Annotated in this window: 23 protein-coding genes and 1 pseudogene; 12 read left to right on the top strand and 12 right to left on the bottom strand. The window is 62.0% G+C overall.

The window, feature by feature from the left end; genetic code table 11:
• Positions 1-193 precede the first annotated feature (193 nt).
• Positions 194-523, top strand: coding sequence for an H-type lectin domain-containing protein (locus tag ACILSQ_RS07050; RefSeq protein ID WP_395742884.1), 330 nt, complete (start codon positions 194-196; stop codon positions 521-523).
• Between the two features lie 2 nt (positions 524-525).
• Here the strand turns inward: ACILSQ_RS07050 and ACILSQ_RS07045 are convergent, their stop codons facing one another.
• Positions 526-1,323 (bottom strand): phthiotriol/phenolphthiotriol dimycocerosates methyltransferase, encoded by a 798-nt coding sequence (locus ACILSQ_RS07045; protein ID WP_395742883.1) that lies wholly within the window; start codon positions 1,321-1,323, stop codon positions 526-528.
• A gap of 104 nt (positions 1,324-1,427) precedes the next feature.
• Here ACILSQ_RS07045 and msrP point away from each other — a divergent pair, with 104 nt between their 5' ends.
• A complete protein-coding gene (gene msrP / locus ACILSQ_RS07040) occupies positions 1,428-2,393 on the top strand; it encodes a protein-methionine-sulfoxide reductase catalytic subunit MsrP (RefSeq protein WP_395742882.1) in 966 nt (321 codons plus the stop codon).
• Positions 2,394-2,398: 5 nt separating this feature from the next.
• Positions 2,399-3,016 carry a sulfite oxidase heme-binding subunit YedZ gene (locus tag ACILSQ_RS07035; protein ID WP_395742881.1) on the top strand — a complete coding sequence of 206 codons (618 nt, stop codon included), beginning with the start codon at positions 2,399-2,401 and terminating at the stop codon, positions 3,014-3,016.
• Positions 3,017-3,035: 19 nt separating this feature from the next.
• Here ACILSQ_RS07035 and ACILSQ_RS07030 read toward each other — a convergent pair whose 3' ends face one another.
• Complete coding sequence (locus tag ACILSQ_RS07030; RefSeq protein ID WP_395742880.1) at positions 3,036-3,779, bottom strand: hypothetical protein; 744 nt, start codon at positions 3,777-3,779, stop codon at positions 3,036-3,038.
• A 101-nt stretch (positions 3,780-3,880) separates the two neighbouring features.
• Here ACILSQ_RS07030 and ACILSQ_RS07025 point away from each other — a divergent pair, with 101 nt between their 5' ends.
• The 4 genes from ACILSQ_RS07025 (at position 3,881) to ACILSQ_RS07010 (ending at position 8,420) form a co-directional block, all read left to right on the top strand.
• Entirely contained in the window at positions 3,881-4,222 is a 342-nt protein-coding gene (locus ACILSQ_RS07025; protein ID WP_395742879.1) for a zinc ribbon domain-containing protein YjdM, read from the top strand.
• 33 nt (positions 4,223-4,255) lie between these two features.
• Positions 4,256-5,275 (top strand): SAM-dependent methyltransferase, encoded by a 1,020-nt coding sequence (locus ACILSQ_RS07020; protein ID WP_395742878.1) that lies wholly within the window; start codon positions 4,256-4,258, stop codon positions 5,273-5,275.
• A gap of 80 nt (positions 5,276-5,355) precedes the next feature.
• Complete coding sequence (locus ACILSQ_RS07015) at positions 5,356-6,834, top strand: efflux RND transporter periplasmic adaptor subunit (RefSeq protein WP_395742877.1); 1,479 nt, start codon at positions 5,356-5,358, stop codon at positions 6,832-6,834.
• Positions 6,834-8,420 (top strand): DHA2 family efflux MFS transporter permease subunit, encoded by a 1,587-nt coding sequence (locus tag ACILSQ_RS07010; RefSeq protein WP_395742876.1) that lies wholly within the window; start codon positions 6,834-6,836, stop codon positions 8,418-8,420. The genes ACILSQ_RS07015 and ACILSQ_RS07010 overlap by 1 nt, the downstream gene beginning before the upstream one ends.
• Before the next feature lie 11 nt (positions 8,421-8,431).
• Here ACILSQ_RS07010 and ACILSQ_RS07005 read toward each other — a convergent pair whose 3' ends face one another.
• Complete coding sequence (locus ACILSQ_RS07005; protein ID WP_395742875.1) at positions 8,432-8,890, bottom strand: DUF5069 domain-containing protein; 459 nt, start codon at positions 8,888-8,890, stop codon at positions 8,432-8,434.
• Positions 8,891-8,913: 23 nt separating this feature from the next.
• On the opposite strand from ACILSQ_RS07005, the gene ACILSQ_RS07000 reads away from it, so the two are divergent.
• The 3 genes from ACILSQ_RS07000 (at position 8,914) to ACILSQ_RS06990 (ending at position 10,098) form a co-directional block, all read left to right on the top strand.
• Complete coding sequence (locus ACILSQ_RS07000) at positions 8,914-9,156, top strand: hypothetical protein (RefSeq protein ID WP_395742874.1); 243 nt, start codon at positions 8,914-8,916, stop codon at positions 9,154-9,156.
• Positions 9,157-9,244: 88 nt separating this feature from the next.
• Positions 9,245-9,457 (top strand): hypothetical protein, encoded by a 213-nt coding sequence (locus ACILSQ_RS06995; RefSeq protein WP_395742873.1) that lies wholly within the window; start codon positions 9,245-9,247, stop codon positions 9,455-9,457.
• On the top strand, positions 9,454-10,098 hold the full coding sequence (locus ACILSQ_RS06990) for an SGNH/GDSL hydrolase family protein (RefSeq protein ID WP_395742872.1): 645 nt from the start codon (positions 9,454-9,456) through the stop codon (positions 10,096-10,098). Before ACILSQ_RS06995 ends, ACILSQ_RS06990 begins: the two co-directional genes overlap by 4 nt.
• On the opposite strand, the gene ACILSQ_RS06985 is transcribed toward ACILSQ_RS06990, so the two are convergent.
• Complete coding sequence (locus ACILSQ_RS06985; protein ID WP_395742871.1) at positions 10,095-11,039, bottom strand: class I SAM-dependent methyltransferase; 945 nt, start codon at positions 11,037-11,039, stop codon at positions 10,095-10,097. The two genes, ACILSQ_RS06990 and ACILSQ_RS06985, sit on opposite strands and share 4 nt — an antisense overlap.
• Before the next feature lie 103 nt (positions 11,040-11,142).
• Here ACILSQ_RS06985 and ACILSQ_RS06980 point away from each other — a divergent pair, with 103 nt between their 5' ends.
• The gene (locus ACILSQ_RS06980) at positions 11,143-11,607 is read left to right on the top strand and encodes a hypothetical protein (RefSeq protein ID WP_395742870.1); all 465 of its coding nucleotides are present in this window, start codon (positions 11,143-11,145) and stop codon (positions 11,605-11,607) included.
• A 1-nt stretch (position 11,608) separates the two neighbouring features.
• On the opposite strand, the gene ACILSQ_RS06975 is transcribed toward ACILSQ_RS06980, so the two are convergent.
• The 3 genes from ACILSQ_RS06975 to rlmN are packed head-to-tail and all read right to left on the bottom strand — an operon-like array spanning position 11,609 to position 13,177.
• Positions 11,609-11,779: a hypothetical protein gene (locus tag ACILSQ_RS06975; protein ID WP_395742869.1), complete on the bottom strand. Its 171-nt coding sequence runs from the start codon at positions 11,777-11,779 to the stop codon at positions 11,609-11,611.
• Positions 11,772-12,071, bottom strand: a complete 300-nt coding sequence (locus ACILSQ_RS06970) for a cupin domain-containing protein (RefSeq protein WP_395742868.1) — start codon at positions 12,069-12,071, stop codon at positions 11,772-11,774. Before ACILSQ_RS06970 ends, ACILSQ_RS06975 begins: the two co-directional genes overlap by 8 nt.
• Positions 12,068-13,177, bottom strand: coding sequence for a 23S rRNA (adenine(2503)-C(2))-methyltransferase RlmN (rlmN, locus tag ACILSQ_RS06965; RefSeq protein ID WP_395742867.1), 1,110 nt, complete (start codon positions 13,175-13,177; stop codon positions 12,068-12,070). The genes ACILSQ_RS06970 and rlmN overlap by 4 nt, the downstream gene beginning before the upstream one ends.
• A 120-nt stretch (positions 13,178-13,297) precedes the next feature.
• Here rlmN and ACILSQ_RS06960 point away from each other — a divergent pair, with 120 nt between their 5' ends.
• Positions 13,298-13,969 carry a hypothetical protein gene (locus ACILSQ_RS06960; protein ID WP_395742866.1) on the top strand — a complete coding sequence of 224 codons (672 nt, stop codon included), beginning with the start codon at positions 13,298-13,300 and terminating at the stop codon, positions 13,967-13,969.
• 69 nt (positions 13,970-14,038) lie between these two features.
• Here the strand turns inward: ACILSQ_RS06960 and ACILSQ_RS06955 are convergent, their stop codons facing one another.
• The 5 genes and pseudogenes from ACILSQ_RS06955 to ACILSQ_RS06935 all read right to left on the bottom strand — a co-directional run bounded on the left by ACILSQ_RS06955 (position 14,039) and on the right by ACILSQ_RS06935 (position 17,771).
• Positions 14,039-14,509, bottom strand: coding sequence for an FKBP-type peptidyl-prolyl cis-trans isomerase (locus ACILSQ_RS06955; RefSeq protein WP_395742865.1), 471 nt, complete (start codon positions 14,507-14,509; stop codon positions 14,039-14,041).
• Between the two features lie 122 nt (positions 14,510-14,631).
• Positions 14,632-15,404: pseudogene (locus ACILSQ_RS06950) on the bottom strand (zinc-dependent peptidase).
• Positions 15,405-15,623: 219 nt separating this feature from the next.
• Positions 15,624-16,388 carry an SDR family oxidoreductase gene (locus ACILSQ_RS06945; protein WP_395742864.1) on the bottom strand — a complete coding sequence of 255 codons (765 nt, stop codon included), beginning with the start codon at positions 16,386-16,388 and terminating at the stop codon, positions 15,624-15,626.
• A 115-nt stretch (positions 16,389-16,503) separates the two neighbouring features.
• Entirely contained in the window at positions 16,504-16,989 is a 486-nt protein-coding gene (locus tag ACILSQ_RS06940; protein WP_395742863.1) for a VOC family protein, read from the bottom strand.
• A 197-nt stretch (positions 16,990-17,186) separates the two neighbouring features.
• Positions 17,187-17,771 carry a hypothetical protein gene (locus ACILSQ_RS06935; protein ID WP_395742862.1) on the bottom strand — a complete coding sequence of 195 codons (585 nt, stop codon included), beginning with the start codon at positions 17,769-17,771 and terminating at the stop codon, positions 17,187-17,189.
• Positions 17,772-17,913: the final 142 nt, after the last annotated feature.

Raw genomic sequence — 17,913 nt, 5'->3', positions numbered from 1 at the left:
TGCCGGCGGCCCTTCGCAAGGCCAAACACTTCACCTTCAAAAAGTTAATCCCAGGCAGCGAACGCGGGTGGTAAGTAAAGGCTTAAAAAAGAGGTGTTCTTTTCCCAAAGAGGACAGCGGGGGTGGTTTGCCGCGCGGTGACAGCAAAGATGATCGAGACCGGCCCGGATGCTGCTGTGCAGACTCCATTCCCATGTACCCGCCCTCTGTTCCCTGGAAAGTTTTGTCGGCCAGCGTTTCCGTGAGTGTTCTCACGGAGGGCTGGAATCTCGCCACGCCTGAACCCGGAGCCGAGGAGGAGATCCGCAAATTCACGGTGGATGTGATCTTTGACACGGCCTTCTCCTCGGTGCCGGTGGTGCAGATCGGGCTCAGCGGCTTCGACATTGATCAGCGGGACAGCGCCCGGCTCATCGTCAAAGCCGAATACATCAGCGAATATGGCTTTCAGGCGACCCTCATGACCTGGGCTGGCAGCCGAGTGTATGCCGCCGACTTCAACTGGTTTGCCATCGGGCCGTGAGCTCAGTTTTTGCGGAAGCACCAGGAGCGGTAGGACAGCTCGCCTGACTTCAGCGCCTCATACACTCGTGCTCCCGGCAGGCCGGCAAAATCGCGGCCCAGGGAGTGGAGGAATTTAGGCAGACGCTGGCAGATGAGGGCCTCGCTGCGTGCGGCATTGATTTCCATGCCGCGCAGCACTTCAGGGCGGATGTCCCGTGTCTGCACGATCTCGAGCGGTGCTTTCGCAATGGCTTGCTCCCACTCGGCCCACTGATCGCGGAAGCGGAAGTCGGCATAGAGGAAATGGCCGCCTGTTTTCAGCACGCGCGCCACTTGAGCCAGAAAGCCGGGGAAGTCGGGGTAGCAGTGCGAGGCCTCGACATTGATCACGGCATCAAACACCTGTGGCGGGAAGGGAAGGGCCTGAGCATCTCCCTGCACAAAGCGCAGGCCAGGAACCTGATGACGCTTTTTGCAGAAGGCGATGCCGGTGGGATTGAGATCGAGGCCGGTGTAGCTCGCGGGCTGCAGCGTGCGTGTGATCCAGGAGGCTCCGCCACCGTGGCCGCAGCTCACTTCCAGCACATCCTTTCCACGCAGATCCACCTGGGTGGCCACGTGATGGTAAAGCTGGATGCAGGCGCGGTTGGGTTCGTCAGCAGGTTCGAGCTCCAGACCCACAGGCGGATCGGTCTCGAAGGCGTAATTCAAGAACAGCACCTCTTCGCCGCGCAGCCGCCGCGTGAGATAGGGGTACCAGAGCTGCCAGATGGCTTTGCGGACGGGGCCGACGGAGAAGAGGCGTTCGAGGAGGGACATGACGTGCCAAACGCTGGGGGCTGATGCGGGCGGATGCAACTTGCAAGCTGGCATTCGTTGTGCGGGAATAGACCGGTTGCCCGCGCCTCACATTTGTCACCGTCATGCGAGACAGTTCCCACATTCCCTCCAGCGAGGTCACGCCGGAGGCGGCGTTCCTCAATCGGCGCTTCTTCATGAAGTCCGCCATCTGGGCGGGTTCCACGCTGGCCACGGCGGGGCTGTACCGCAGCTTCAGCCCGCGGCCGGAGGTGAAGAACACGGGCACGGCCATAGCCACGATCTCGGAGCCTTCCGTGCAGACGGCGCTGGCGGCGGATGAAAAGGTGAACTCGTTTGCCGACATCGCGGGCTACAACAACTTCTACGAGTTTTCGACCGACAAGTCCGAGGTGGCGGCAAAGGCGAAGAACTTTGTCACCGATCCCTGGAGCGTGCAGGTGGGCGGGCTGGTGCAGAAGCCTCGCACCTTTGATCTCGCGGAGCTGCTGAAGTTTGAATCCGTGGAGCGCATCTACCGTTTCCGCTGTGTGGAAGGCTGGTCCATGGTCATTCCGTGGGCGGGATTTCCGCTGTCCAAACTACTGAACCTGGTGGAGCCGCAGAGCGCGGCCACGCATGTGGCGTTTGAGACATACTACGACCTCAAGCAGATGCCTGAGTCGCGTTTCGCCGGCATCGATCTGCCGTATGTGGAAGGGCTGCGGCTGGATGAGGCCATGCATCCGCTCACGCTGCTGGCCACCGGCCTGTATGGCAAGACGCTGCCAAACCAAAATGGCGCGCCGGTGCGGCTGGTGGTGCCGTGGAAGTATGGCTTCAAGAGCATCAAGTCCGTGGTGAAGATCACCTTGACGGACCATGAGCCGACCACGACCTGGCGCCTGGCCAATCCGGGAGAGTATGGCTTCTACTCCAATGTGAATCCCACGGTGGATCACCCGCGCTGGTCGCAGGCGCATGAGCGGCGCATTGGAGAGATGGGCTCGCGGCCCACGCTGATGTTCAACGGCTACGCGGAGCAGGTTGCGCATCTCTACGCGGGCATGGACCTCACGGAGTACTTCTAAACGACATGACTCTGAGTGCAGACACACGCTTTCACCGGCAGCTCTTTCTTTTCAATGGGCTGCTGCCAGCAGTGCTCATCCTGATCGACGGCTGGCGCGGCAAGCTGGGAGTGAACCCCGTGGAATTCGTCACGCGCGCCACGGGTGTGCTGACGCTGGTCTTCCTCATGCTCACGCTGCTGGTCACACCGCTGCGCAAGCTCTGCGGCTTGAACTGGCTGCTGAAGCAGCGCCGCCTGCTGGGCCTCTATGCCTTCTTCTACGGTCTGGCGCATCTCCTGACCTATCTGGCCTATGACCGCGACTGGCAGTTCCAGACCGTGGTGGGAGATGTGTACAAGCGGCCCTTCATCGCCCTGGGGATGTTCAGCTTTCTGCTGATGGTGCCGCTGGCGGTCACCTCCACCAATGCGATGATCAAAAAACTCGGTGGCCAGCGCTGGACGCAGCTTCACCGCATGACGTATTACGTCGCCATCGGCGGGGTGCTGCACTACTGGGCCATTGTGAAGTCGGATGTCACCTATCCGCTGTTCTTCGCGGTGGTCCTGGCGCTGCTGCTGGGCTGGCGCATGGTGATGAGCATGAAAAAAGCGCGAGGTGCAGCACCCCGCGCTTCGTGAGATTTTACGGAGTGTTCGCTTATTTCGCAGGCGCCGCGTTCCAGACCTTGATGTCGTCAAACCAGCCGCTCTGGCCGGCCACGCCGAGTTCGATCTTGGATTTGGTTTCATGGCCGATGCCGGGGCTCTTGAGGAAGGCCACCGCCTTGCCGTCGATGCTTACGCGCATTTCATCGCCCACCGTTTCCACGGTCACCGTGTACTCCTTGTTCTGCTCCAGCTTCACGGGAAAGGTGGCGCTCTTGCCGGCCATGAGCTTGTTCACTTCGTCCTTCTTGGCGGGATCCTTGCGCAGTTCCTTGATGATCAAGTTCTGGCTGCCTTCGCGCTCATCCATGATGGTCACCTTGTCCAGGCGGATCTGGGCGCGGCAGAGATGGCCATAGTGGGCGGCGGTGTATTTGCGGTCGTCAAATTCCACATCCATCATCGTGCAGCCGTCGAAGCGCATCTTCACCTCCACCACGCTGTCCTTGGTGGGGACTTCCAGGCCATACACGGCGGCGTGGGCGGTGATGATGGACTTGCCATCCTTGGAGGGCGTGTCCTTCACGCGGGTCTGCGTGCCTTTCAGCGCATCCTTTTCAAACACGAAGGTGTCCACCACGCGGTGCCAGCGCTTGTCGTGCTCGCTGCCGGTCATCTCATCGGAGAAGAGCAGCTCTTTTTTTTCAGCGATGGGCTTGGAAGGAATCTTGGGCGCGTCGGCTGCAAAGGCGGCGCTGATGAGGAGGCAGGAGGAAAGAAACAGGCGGATTTTCATGGCGAGATGTAACGGGACGATCCTGCGCGTTCATGCGCGGAAATTGCCGAATTCAAACCGGGACTTGAGTTAACGATCGCGGGCGTGTCTGCTTCACGCCTATGAGCCAACCTGCCTGCCCGATGTGTGAGATGAATGATGTGCTGGACCATGCCGACCGCTTTGAATGCATGACCTGCGGCCACGAGTGGCCAAAGGAAGCCGCGGCCGATGAGCCGGAGGCCGGACGCGTGGTGAAGGATGCCTATGGCAACGTGCTCGCAGATGGCGACATCGTGGCGATGATCAAGGATCTGAAACTCAAGGGATCCAGTGAAGTGCTCAAGGTGGGCACGAAGTCTAAGCCCATCCGTCTGGTGGACGGCGATCACGAAATCTCCTGCAAAATGGATGGCATGGCGATTGGCCTGAAGGCTTGCTTTGTGAAGAAAGTGGTCAGTTAGTGGGGCGAATCGTCCCCACAACTCACCACCGCCATGTCCGCTACTGACACCACCGCCCCGTCCCCGCAGCTTTTCTTTGAAACGATCAACGCTTTTCACAAAACTGCCGCGCTGAAAGCGGCGGTGGATCTGAATCTCTTTGCCGCCATCGGCGATGCACCCGCCACCGCGGCGGAGGTTGCCGCGCGGTGTCAGTGCCCGGAGCGCGGCATCCGCATTCTGGCGGACAATCTGACGATCCTGGGCTTTCTCACGAAGGATGGGGCGGGCTATGCGCTCACGCCGTCTTCGGCCACATTTCTGCTGCCGCAGTCGCCGGCCTACATGGGCGGGGCGGTGAAGTTCCTGCTGGCACCTGGGCTTACGGAGGCCTTTGATGATCTTGCGGAAACCATCCGGCGCGGACGCCTGCATACCACGGAGCAGGGCACCACGGCGCCGGATCATCCGGCCTGGGTCGAGTTTGCCCGCGCCATGGGGCCGATGATGGTCCCCACCTCGCAGGGCGCCGCGGAGCTGGTGCCGCTGGATGCCTCCCGTGACACCCGCGTGCTGGACATCTCCTCCAGTCATGGGGCTTACGGCATTGCCTTTGCGAAGAAGAACCCGCGCGCGCATCTCGTGGCGCTTGACTGGGAGGCGGTGCTCGCTGTCACGAAAGAAAATGCAGCGGCGGCTGGAATCGCGGACCGCTTCAGCACCATCACCGGGGATGCCTTCACCGTGGATCTCGGGAAAGACTACGACGTGGTGCTGGTGCCGAATTTTCTGCATCATTTCAATGTGGAGGAATGCACCCGCTTCCTGAAGCGCGTGCATGCGGCGCTGCGCCCGGGAGGCAGGGTGGTGATCGTGGAGTTTGTGCCCAATGAGGACCGCATCACTCCGCCGCCCGCTGCCGGGTTCAGTCTGGTCATGCTCGGCACCACGCCGGAGGGGGACGCCTACACTTTTGCGGAGTATCAGCAGATGCTTGCGAAGACGGGCTTCAGCGATCCGACACTGCATCTGCTCCCGCCGACCATGCAGAGCGCGGTGGTGGCGGTGGCGTAAAAATACACCCGCAATGCGGCGGATGGGAAGTCCGCGGGCGCGCCGCCAGCCGAACAAGACAGGACGGCCGATCCTGACTTATGAAAAACGAGACATCCCCGCCCGAGGGCGAAAATTCCGCGCCCGGGAAAGCCGCGGAAACGCCACCGCAGCAGCATGCCGCCGTGCCAAAGCCGCCGGGCAGACACCGCAGGCTTTTCATCGTGGGAGGACTCGTCGTGGCTGGCGTCGCGCTCATTTTTCTCATACCGTGGATCGTCCACAGCATGCACACGGTCTCCACGGATGACGCCTATGTGAACAGCTACGTGACCTTTGTGACGCCGCGCGTCTCCGGGCAGGTGACCCGCGTGCTGGTGGAAGACAACAACCGCGTGAAAAAGGGCGACGTGCTGGTGCAGCTAGATCCCGAGCCCTACCGGGTGAAGGTGGCGGTGACGGAGGCGGCGCTGGAGGTAGCACGCGCAGACCTGGAGGCAGCCCGGGCCAGCACGCTGGGGCTGCTGGCGCAGGGCCGCGGGGCACGGTTCAAACTGCAGCATGCCATTGAAGATGTGGACAACCAGGTGGCGCTGCTGCGGCAGCGTGTGGCGCAGATAGATGAGAGCAAAGCCACTCTGCACCTCGCGGAAGTCCAGGCGCAGCGCGCGGAGACTCTGGTGAAGCAAAACGCGGTGAGCGCCCAGGAGGTGGACCAGCGCCATGCGGACCTGGAAGTAGCGAAGGCGCGGGTGAAGGAGATGATGGAGGCCATCCGTCAGGCAAGGGTGGCGCTGGGGCTGCCCGCCGAGCCTGCGGACGGCAAAAAGCCCGACGATGTGCCGGCGGATCTGGACCAGAATTTTTCCACCGTGCGCGAAGCCCTGGCCAATCTCATCCATCAGGGCGCGCAGCTCGGGGTGCGTCCTTCATCACTGAACCTGACTCCGCGCCAGACGCTGGAGGAATTCTACAAGCGCGATCCGCAGGGTGACATCGACAAGATCTATGCGGACATCATGGCGAAGGCACCTGCAGTGAAGCAGGCTGAAGCGCGGGTGAGACAGGAAGAGCGGAATGTGGAGCAGGCGCGGCTGGACCTCAGCTACTGCACCATCAAGTCAGAGATCGACGGCGTGGTCACGCGGCGAAATGTAAATCCGGGGAACGGTGTGCAGGTGGGGCAGAGCCTCATGGCCGTAAGATCACTTACCGATGTGTGGATCGATGCGAACTTCAAGGAGACGCAGTTGCACGACCTGCGCATCGGCCAGCGCGTGGAAATGAAAACAGACATGTATGGCGGCCGCCAGATTTTCAAAGGGCGCATCTCCGGCTTCACAATGGGCACGGGCTCCACGCTGGCCCTGCTGCCGGCCCAGAATGCCACCGGAAATTTCGTGAAGGTGGTGCAGCGCCTGCCGGTGCGGATTGAACTGGTGGACTACGACCCTGCGCGTGCGCCTTTGTTTGTGGGGCTTTCCGTGGAGCCGGAAGTCGATCTGGTCAGCGCGCCCACCGGGCCGAATGCGGGGCAGTTTCTCCAGGCCCCGCTCACTTCATCCGCGGAGGGCCGGTGATGAACGCGGCGCCCAGAGCGATCAACCCCTGGCTGGTGGCGCTGGCGGTGGTGGTGCCCACCTTCATGGAGGTGCTGGACACCACCATCGCAAACGTGGCGCTGCACCACATCGCAGGCGGCCTTTCCGCGGCGCAGAGCGACAGCGAGTGGGTGATCACCAGTTATCTGGCGGCAAACGCGCTGGTGCTGCCGCTCACGGGCTGGATCACCGCGCATCTGGGGCGGAGGCGCTACTTCATGCTTTCCATCACGGTGTTCACCATTGCCTCCATGCTGTGCGGCCTCTCCACAAATCTGAACATGCTCATTGCCTGCCGTGTGCTTCAGGGGCTGGCGGGGGGCGGACTGCAGCCGTGCAGCCAGGGCATTCTGCTGGACACCTTTCCAAAAGAGAAGCAGGGCGCCGCGCAGACCTTCTTCGGCATCGCCGCGGTCATAGCCCCGGTGCTGGGCCCCACGCTGGGCGGGTGGATCACGGATCAATATTCATGGCGTTGGATCTTCTACATCAATCTGCCTGTGGGCATTCTGGCCTGGGTGCTGTGCTCGAAGTGGGTGTGGGATCCGGAATACCTGGTGCAGGAGCGCGAGGAGCTGAGCAGGCAGCCGCTGCGCTTTGATTTTCCCGGTTTGAGCCTGCTCACTCTCGTCATTGTCGCCTGGGAGATCCTGCTGAGCAAAGGGCAGGAGTGGGACTGGTTTGGCGATCCCTTCGGACGCATTCAAACGCTGGTGGTCTTGTTTGTCGTAGGCCTGGTTTCCCTGATATGGTGGGAAGGCAGAACCGCACGCCCGATTGTGAGTTTCAAGCCGATGCATGACCGCAATTTTGGCGCGGCAAGTCTCATCGTTTTCTGTGCCTTCGCAGTACTGTATGGCTCCAGCACGCTGCTGCCCGGCATGCTGGAGACGCTGCTCGGCTATGATGCGCTGCACGCGGGCCTGGTGCTTTCGCCGGCCGGGTTCTTCACCCTGCTGACCGTTATGGTCGTCGGCCGCCTGCTCGGCCTGGGCACGGACGCGCGCTGGCTGATCGCCTTCGGGCTGACGCTGCTCGCCTGTGGAAGCTACTGGATGTCGCACCTGAATCTGGAGATTGCCCCTCATCAGGTGATCTGGCCGCGTGTGGTGCTCGTCATCGGCCTGGGGTTCATCTTTGCGCCGCTCAATGTGGCGGCCTATCTCTACATCCCGCAAAAGATGCGCGGCGCGGCGGTGGGCCTCTTTGCCCTGCTGCGCAATGAGGGTGGGAGCTTTGGCACCTCGCTGGGACAAACGCTGACCCAAAGGCGGGAGCAGTTTCATGCGCTGCGGCTGAATGAGGGGCTCGATCCCTTCAATCCTGCGCTGGCGTCCTTCCTCGACCAATCCAAGGCGCAGATGCTGAAGCAAACGGGAGATCCCGCCGCCGCCACGCAGATGTCACTCCAGGCCCTGGCCGGCATGCGCGATACACAGGCGCTGGCCCTGGCCTACTTTGACTGCTTTCTGATCTTTGCCGTGGCAGGTGCCGTGCTGGCGTTCTTTGTGCTTGGCATGCGCCGCTCCGTGGCAGAGAAGGGCGCGCACGTGGGTGCAGAATGAGCAGACGCACTTCAGTTCGCGCCCGGAGTCAGCCGGCCTTCATCAATGTCGATGAATTCAAACATCGTCTGCACCGTGCCCGGAGGCAGGCCGATCTCCTCCAGGCGTTCGTTCAGGCGCTGGGTGCCGGCATCGCGCCATCCACGTTTGAGCATGAAAGAATTCCAGACCTCGATCTCCTGCTCGGTGGGCTGACGGCCGCTGGCATAGGCCCAGGCCAGCAGGCTCTCATCACTGCCGCCTTTGAGCGTTTCAGCTTCGAGCGCGGCATAGTCGATCTTCAAAAACTCGCAGCAGCGCCAGTCAAAGCTGCCCTTCGCATTGCCACGCATGGGCTGCCAGCCTTCAGGAAGCTTGCCGGCGGCACTGAGGCGGATCTTGTCCAGCATCCGGCCAAAATAAACGAGGCCATTGACCGTGGCGGAAGGGGCGCGAAGTCCGGGAATGATCGTGGGGTAGGGGAGTGCCATGCGGAAGATATGCACGGCCTGCCGTGGGCTTCAAGAAAGCGCCCTTTGCAAAGCGGGATTTTTTAAATATATCGCAGCACATGAAAAGTCAGAAGATCAACAACCGCAGCCCCCGGCCTTTCAAAACCAAGGCGGACCGCTGGTCGGGCGGCCGTGATCAAAAAACATTCTTCACGCCGGCCAAGCCCGCCGTGCGCATTGCCAAGCCGGCTGCTGCGGAAACTGCGGATAAGAAATCAACGGACTCAACGAGTGAAGGCAAGTGACGCCTGACGGTGGTTACAGGCGGCATGAGGGTTTGTATTCCACCGTTTTTCGGTTGCCAGTTCCACGTGGCAGCGGTGATCGTACTGCATGGCTTCTCCTGAAAATGTGCAACTGGCCGCGAATTTCGGTCTCTTCATGCTCGCTGTGGGCATGCTGGGCTTGTTGAGCGGCGCCACGCTGGGCCGTGGCGGCATGGTGCGCCGTGCGGACACGCCGGGGCAGTTCTACCTGGTCTGCTGCTGCCATCTGGCCGTGGGCGCTTTCTGCTATTTCGGCCAGTATTTCGCACGCACTGCATGACACGCCTCCTTTTCATCTTTCTCCTTCTGAGTTCGGGCCTCTTCGCCCAGGAGACTTTGCGCAGTGTCATCATCTTCGGCGACTCCATCACCGCTGGTGGAGCCCTGTCCAAGGAAGAACGCGATCAGCTCTGGGTGACGCAGGTGCAGCAGCAGTCGGCGGGTGAACTCACGCTGATCAACGAAGGCAAGGGCGGGCGTCCGACAAATTCGCTGCCCGAATTCGATGCGATGCTCACACGCCATCCGAAAGCGGATGCACTGGTGATCGCCCTGGGCATGAATGACTCCCGCGACATCACCCCGCAGTGCGTTCCCAAGGCCGTCGCGAATGTGAAGGCGATGATCGAGAAAGCACGCGTGGCCTATGGCGCAAAGCTTCCCGTGCTGCTCGTCGGCCCTTCGAACATCAACAAAGCCGCGCTGGGGCCGACCAAACCCATCGCGAACGAGCGCGAGACGAAGCTGCGTGAACTCAACACCGCCTTTGAAAAGCTGGCTGCTGAGACAAAGTGCGGATTTGTCAGCCTCTTCGGCATCGTGCCAGATGCCTCGCTGCTGAAGGATGGCGTGCATCCGGATGGCGCGGGAAACACGGCCCTCGCGAAAGTCATCGGGCCGCGGGTGAAGGCGCTGCGTTAGCGCAGCATCATCCACAGTGTGCTCGATCCATGACCGGGTGGGAAATCCACTGGCGTACCGAGTTTGACGTAGTCGGCGCTGCGGCGTTTGCCTTTGGCACACCAGCGCGCACGGCGCTCCAGCGCGGTGGGGTCGAGCTTGGTGCAGTTGGTGGAAAGCAGGATGGAGCACTTCGGCGCGGCGACGGCCAGCGCGGCATCGAGCAGATCTTCGAAATGATCCTCCACCTGCCAGCGGCGACCCGTTTTGCTGCGGGAGAAAGTGGGCGGATCGAGAACGATGGCGTCAAAGCGCTCGCCACGCGCCGCCTGCTGCGCGAGCAGCTCCATCGTGTCATCCGCGATGAAACTGTGCCTGCTCTCGTCGATGCGGTTCAGTTTGAAATTCTCCCTGCCGCGGTCCAGCGACTTGCGGGAGAGATCCACGCTGACCGTCTCCGCACCCGCCAGTGCGGCCACCACGGAGAAACTGCAGGTGTAGGCAAAGGTGTTGAGCACACGCTTGGGTTTCAGTGAGTGGAGTTTGGCGCGGTTCAGGCGCTGATCCAAAAACAGCCCGTGACTGTAGCTGGCGCCTATGTCCAGGCCGTAGCGGATGCCTGCCTCCGTCACCACCGTGGTCAGTGGCAGCGTGGCGTCGCCGCTGTGCAGCACGGGCGAAATGCGGTCCGCGTTTTTGATGGGCATGTGGCGATGAAACACCCGCACGGGCTGCCAGCCGGCCTTCGCGCACCAGCTTGCCAGACCCGCCGCCATTTCATCGCGCGCCGTGTCTTGCTTGTAGGAGATGATTACGTCGTCTCCCAGCCGCTCCACCCAGCCGCCAGGGCCCGAGGCCAGGCGATAAGCCGTGGTGCCTGCGGCTTCGATCACCTGGCACTGGGCAGGTGTCATCCAGATGAGGGAGGAGATGGCAGGCGCGGGACGAAAGGAGGGATTCACAAGAAGGTCTCTTGCCGCAGAATGGACCGGCAGGCAATCGCGCTTCATCTTCGCGTGAATTCTCTTTCTCCATCGCGGATCATGGCGCTAGATCACCGCCTCTATGCCCCACCTCTTTCGCACCACAGACGGCAGGCTCTGGAAGGCCAGCCAGCCGCTGGACCTCACCTTTGCCGATGGCTCCAAAGCGGAGGCCGTGTGGGGAGGCTCCGCGCAGGAGGAAAAGCTCGACTGGTGGCTCAAGAAGCCCGGGCATCAGCTCACACAAACGGCGGAGGTCGCCGAAGTGGCCGTGAGAGACGACGAGACCCAGGACATCGCCTGGGGGCCCGCACCCGCGGGTGCGCGTTTGTTCTTTGTGCTGGAAGCATCGGTCATTGGGAAAAACGGACTGCCCTACCGCATCGCCAAGATGGTGACCACCGCCACGACGGAGGCGGAGTTTGCGTATTTTCGCGACACACGCTTCGCGCTCTTTGGCACGCTGCAGCCGGACGGCAGCATCCGCAAAATTCCCCCGCTGCCGCCACCTCCGCCCAAGCCACCGGCGCAGGGCGAGTTGTTCTGACTCAGTCCTTCGGCGGCCATGCCGCACCTGCGAGCTCCTTCGGAAGCTGTGTTGGATCAGCAGGGTAGATGAGCTTCATGTCCGGCTTGTGGGCTGAGCCGGGCAGCAGCTCCGTCTCCTCCGGTGCGCCGATGATGAGCCAGAGCACTTCTTCAGGAGTGTCGTTAAACACCTGGCGCAGTTGATCCGGGCCCACGAGCACGCCGCCGTGTTTGGGCACGGTCAGTGTCTCGCCCCCCCACGCGCAGGCGGCCGGTGCCTTCCAGCACAAAATAAAACTCTTCGGCACGGATGTGCTTGTGCAGCGTGTTGGCGCTCATGGGCGGCATGCGCCAGAGGCGCGCGCCCAGATTCTCGCTGCCGGTGCGCTCCAGAAAATCCGCGTTTGGAATACGCATGAGATTGGACAGGCGCCAGGTGAGATCATCTGGCGTGATGAGGTGGCAGCCTTGCACGGCATTCATGGTGTGGCGCATGATTGCGCTACCACGCGCCTGCGCAACTGCCCGCAGGCCGCATCGATGTCCGGCCCGCGTGCACGCCGCAGATGCGCCACGGTGCCATGCGCCCGCAGTTCTGCCAGAAAGGCCTCTGTCCGCGCCATGCTGCTGGGCGCATAATTGCGGCCGCGCAGGCTCAGGCCGGTGGCGTTGTAGCGCAGAAGATTCACATGCATGCGCCGGCCATCGAGCAGGCGCGAAAGATCGCGCGCCTGCGCCGGCGAATCATTCACGCCGTCCAGCAGGCAGTACTGAATGGTGGTGATGCGGCCGCTGCCGGCCTGATAACGGTCCACGGCGGCGAGCACGTCCTGCACATCAAAACGTTTTCCCATGGGCAGCAGATCGGCGCGCGTCGCGTCATCCGGCGCATGCAGGGAAAGCGCGAGGTGCACGCCGAGATTTGCCTCCCGCAGTTCATCGATGCCCGGGACGATGCCCACGGTGGAAACTGTGATCTGCCGCCAGCCAAAGGCGCCCAGACCGGGATCCGCGATGCGCCGCACGGCCGCGAGCACATTTTTCAGATTCAGCATCGGCTCGCCCATGCCCATGAAAACGATGGTGCGCAGCGTGCGGCCCGCGGCGCGTGCCTCGCGCCGCAGATGGATGAACTGCTCCACAATCTCGCCGGAGGTGAGATTTCGCTCAAAGCCGGTCTGCGTGGTGGCGCAGAAATCGCAGCCCATCGCGCAGCCTACCTGGCTGGAGATGCAGCCCGCAGCGCGCTCCGGGTGGTAGTCCGGCATCAGCACGGACTCCACCGTGCGCCCGTCTGGCAGACGCAGCAGCAGCTTGGTGGTGCCGTCCTCAGAGACCTGCCGCAGGGCGAGCTCAGCCGCGGCGGTGGGAAACGCCGACCGCAGGCGCTGCGAGAGATCCGCGGGCAGCAGCATGCCGGGCCGCGGAGTGCTCCTGCCGCCATTGGCTTCCAGAAGCGCCCGCAGCATTCGCGGTGCATGCGAGGCCTTGAATCCCTGCGCCGCCAGCCATGCGCCCAGCTCCTCGGTGGAGAGGTCGGGCAGGGGACGCGGAGAGCTGGCAGGCGGAACCATGAAGAAAGCAGACATAAAGGTGTCCAGTCGCGCCGCAACTGGAGTTCTGACCCTTCTTGTCCTTGCCGCTTCAGTTGCGACGCAACTGCGCAACTTGGCGAAAACTCCGCGCACCGGGCGCGTTTCAGCCCTGCCATGATCACACCTCTCCGCCTTGCCACCTTTGTTTTTGCTTTCACCGTACTGCCCGCGCCTGCGCAAACCGCGGATGCGGAATACAAGCCGGAGCTGTTTCAAAGTGTGAAACTGGTGTACGCAGACACCTTTGACTCCGGCACGCTGAACACGGAATTCTGGGAGGTGCGGCAAAGCACCACCTGGGCGGTGAAGGATGGCGTGCTCTCCGGCAGCCCTTCATCCAAGGAGTTTCAGGACAAGAAGAAAGCGAGCGACGATCCCTCCCACGCGGGACTGAAGCCAGTGATCTGGCTGAAAAAAGTGCCGGAGAATTTCGTCTGCGTGATGCGTGTGCGCTACGATGCGCCCGCCTACCAGAAAGGATTTCCTCTGTTTGATCTCGGGCACCACATCCACACACTGGTCTTCAGCGAAAAAAGCACCACGCTGACGATCAAAAAGAAGGTGGAGAGCCTGCCCGTGGAGCAGCCGCTGTTTGCGCTGAATCAGTGGCACGATGTGGTGCTTGAACTGAAGAAGGGCACGATTTTGCTCAGCATCGATGGCAAGAAACACCTCTTTGAGAGCAAGAACATCGACATGGCCGGCCAGGCGCAGATTGACTTCAAAGCCGTCGATTTCGGCACCTGCCAGATCGACTCCATCCGGCTGTGGGAGGGAGTAAAGTAGGCCGGTGGTGCTAAGGCTGGAGGGGCGTTTCAGGCCCGTTGCGGCGAAACGGGTCAGCCTGGCCCCGCCTCACGGCGCGCCATTCACCTGCAGCAGGTGGATCTGGAAAATGAGGTCGCTGTTCGCGGGGATGCTTCCCGTGGCCATGGCGCCGTAGCCGAAATTGGACGGGACGTAGATCAGCCACTGGTCGCCGGGCTTCATGAGCTGCAGGGCCTCCGTCCAGCCGGGGATGACCTGCCCCACGCCCAGCGTGATGGGCTGGCCGCGGTCATAGGAGCTGTCAAAGACGGTGCCATTGGTCAGCGTGCCTTTGTAATGAACCGTGACGGAGTCGTTGATCGTGGGAGATTTTCCGCCCGTGGGGCCTGATGCCAGCACCTGGTAGCGCAGGCCGCTGGGAGTGGTGACCACGGGCCCGGGCGCGCCCGCATGAATGGCCGCCGCTGTTTTGGAGGCTGGTGATGTGTCCGTTTGGCAGCCTGGTATGAAGATCATCAGGACAGTGGAAAGGAGAAAGGAGAGAGAGCAAAATTTCATGGTGACTGCGTGTGTGGGGGGGAGCAGGGGCGTGCCGGACCGTTCGGTATCGGGAAAGGTGGGTGGGAAACCGGATGCGCGCAACCGGGATGCATGCGCGGACCAATGGTTCTCACCGGTCTTTATTTCAACCATTCGCGTGGATCGAGGTGGTAGTGTCTCTTCATTTCCGTGTACATTTCCGGCCGCTCATCATAGAGCTGCTGCGGCTTCTCAAAAAAAGACTCGGTGGCCACGGCAAAAACTCCGCGGGATTGGTGGCGCCGTAGGCATTTAATACGGTCTCTGTGCCCTCTTCCGTGCGCTGCAGGAAGTCGGCGTAGTTGTCATGAAACACGCGGGACCACTGGCGGTAAGCCGTGTCACTGGCCAGAGCTGGGGCACCATCAGTCGGGCCGTCTTCGTGATCGAGCTGATGGGCGAACTCATGAAATGTCACATTGTCACCATCCGTGATGCAGCGCGCCCCTTGCAACACGGAATCCCAGGCCAGCACCACGGTGCCCCATCCCCAGGATTCTCCCAGCCGGCTCACCCTTCCCTCTGTCACGATGCCGTGGGCATCCACGTTCTTCCGCACTGAGCTGAAGGTCGTGGGGTAGAGATACACGGCGCTCAGCTTTGGGTAGGGTTTCCCCTCCCGCTGCACCACCAGCAGGCATGCCTGCGCGGCTACGGTGAGGATCATGGCCTCGGTAAGCTCCAGCCCGCCACAGCCTTCAAACCGGATGGTGGCGATGAACTGCGCGATCCTTTCGTGAAGCCTCAGCCGCAGATCCTCCGGCAGCCTCGCATACAAGGGCACGCTCTTCTTCAGCAGCGCGATCCACTCGTCGTGGAACACTGCCGCCTCCTGCGTCTCTCCGCCAAAGAATGCCTTCAGTTTCTGCCACATCATGACGCGGAGGTTAGACGATGCAGCCTGCACGGCCAGAGTATTTTTTTGGACGGTGTGGCTTTGCAGGTCGCTGTGATGCGGGGCGAATGCGCTCTCGATCTGGCGTGTTATCGCGGTCGTGGCGTTGCACATGCATGCGCAGTCTGCGGCCCGCGCTGGTTGCGTGAAGTTTTTGCTGCTGCTCGGGGCGGCTGCTGTGCCTTTCTGCAAGGCTCGTCAGTGCAGCATGGAGTTCAGGCCCTCAAACACCTTGGCGTAATTTTCGGCGCCTCCTGCCACGGCGAAGCGCAGGGGTTCGACACGCTTCACCAGGATCTCCTGGGGCGTCGGCTGCGTTTTGAAGAGTTCCATCACTTCGGAAATGAAATCTCCCAGCGGCATGGCGCGCGGGTCTTCCGCCTGCTGCTCACCCATCAGGTGAGTGGCCACATAGGGCGGGGCCAGCTCCAGCACCTCCACCGCCGTTTCGCGGAGCTGATGGCGCAGAGATTCGGTGTAGGAATGCAGCGCGGCCTTGGTGGCGCAGTAGGTGGGTGTCATCGCCAGCGGGATGAAGGCCAGCCCGGAGGTCACGTTCACCACCGTGGCCTGCGGCTGCTTTCGCAGCAGCGGCAGCAGGGCGCTGGTCAGACGGATCGGTCCGAGAAGATTGGTCAAAATCATGGCCTCGGCATCTGCGGTGCCGGACTCCGCAGACAGCACATTTTCAGGCCGCATGATGCCGGCGTTGTTGATGAGCACATTGAGCTTCGGGAATTCCGCCCCCAGCTTCGCGGCAAACGCGCGGATGCTTTCCGCATCCGTCATGTCCACCGTGAGGGACTTCATGCCGGGATTCGCCGCGGTGGTTTCGTCCAGCGTCTTCGCGCTGCGGCCGGAGATGATGACTTGATTACCCAAAGCGTGAAACGCTTCCGCCAGCGCGCGGCCGATGCCGGAGCCGCCGCCAGTGATGAGGATGGTGTTGTCTTTCGTGTTCATGGGAGGGGAAATGGGGAGTGGTGGGCGAATGAATACGCGCCGTCACCGCCGCAAGGCTGCCATTTCGGCTGCTTGCCAGGCATTGATTCAGACTCCTTGTTCCGCAGCCACAGGACTACCTTGGGCGGTCGCCCCCGGCGGCGCGCTCGATGGTGGTGATGTCGATCTTCACCATTTCGGTCATCGCTTTCATCGCACGGTAGGAGCGGCCCGGGTCAGAATCGCGGAGGAGATCCAGCATGCGGGTGGGAGTGATCTGCCAGAAGAGGCCATACTTGTCCTTCAGCCAGCCGCAGGCCACGCCCTCGCCGCCATCGGCGGTCAGCGCAGCCCAGAGGCGGTCGGTTTCAGCCTGGTCCTCGCAGGCGATCATGAAGGACACGGCCTCCGTGAAGGTGAAGCCCGGCGTGTTTAGCGCGATGTAGGGCCTCCCCGCCAGCGTGAACTCGACAATGAGCACCGTGCCCGCCGCGCCGCCGGGGGTGTCCATGGGAGAGCGCGTGATGCGGTCGATGCGCGAGTCTGGCAGCAGCGAGACATAAAACTTGGCGGCTTCCTCGGCTTTGCCGTCGAAGGATAAGAAGGGAGTGACTTTGTCCATGGTGGGTGCGGTGGTGAGACGTGTGTTTCAGCGGGATGGCTGGCTGCTGATGCGACACTGATAAAACGCTGCTAAATCAGAATCCAGCAGATCCGATTGTCTGCCATCAACGTCAGGTCAGCGCCTCATCAGCGGTTAAAAAACGGACTGCCTCGTGCGTCGTCGCCACATGAGAAGGGATCTTCCTCTGCGACCTCTCACTCCTTCGAGTCAGAGCACCACGCGTTCAGTGTGTTTTCCAGCGCCTGCTTCGCCACGGAGGTGTCGATGCGGGGATCGTCCTTTGCCAGCTCCTGCACCACCACTTCGGGGATGATTTTCGTGACGCCCATGATCAGGGGTGTCAGTTCCTTGAGGTGGCGCACGGCGGTGTCGGCCAGGGACTTCTGGCCGGTGGCCAGGGCGGTGGTGTGCAGCATCTCATAGGCCACGCAGGCCAGGGAGATGGCGGTGTAGTTGTCCCGCAGGATGCGCGAGAGCGGGTGCTTGCGCACCTTGCCATACAGTCCGGCCAGCGCGCCGGTCAAGGTCGTCACGGCCTCCTTCACGGCGGCTCCCACGCCGCCGCCCAGCTCCTCGGCATGGCGCTCCATCGCGGTGCGCTGCGCAGCCAGGGTCAGGTGCATGCCCTCGATGAGCGCCCGCACCGCCGGGTGGCTGCGCACGTCATCGTCCTGCCGCTGCTGGTCAAAGGCTCCCTCGATGTGCTTGGCCATCGCGGCCGTGTCGTTCACATACATGCGGAGGTTGTCGTTCTGGGTGTCAGTCGTCGTGGTGCTCATGAAGGGTTGGAGATGAGGGTTTCCAGACCATCGGGAGTGAAGAGCCACGCGGATGGGCGAGATCTTTTCAGGCGCGTGGCAGGCGGTGCTGGTGAGCGGCGCAAATCCACTGGCTCATCCTTTCCGGCCATGGCATGGTACC

This window comes from Prosthecobacter sp., assembly GCF_044227185.1.
Classification (GTDB): Bacteria; Verrucomicrobiota; Verrucomicrobiia; order Verrucomicrobiales; family Verrucomicrobiaceae; genus Prosthecobacter.
This window is presented reverse-complemented; position numbering and strand designations above follow the sequence as displayed.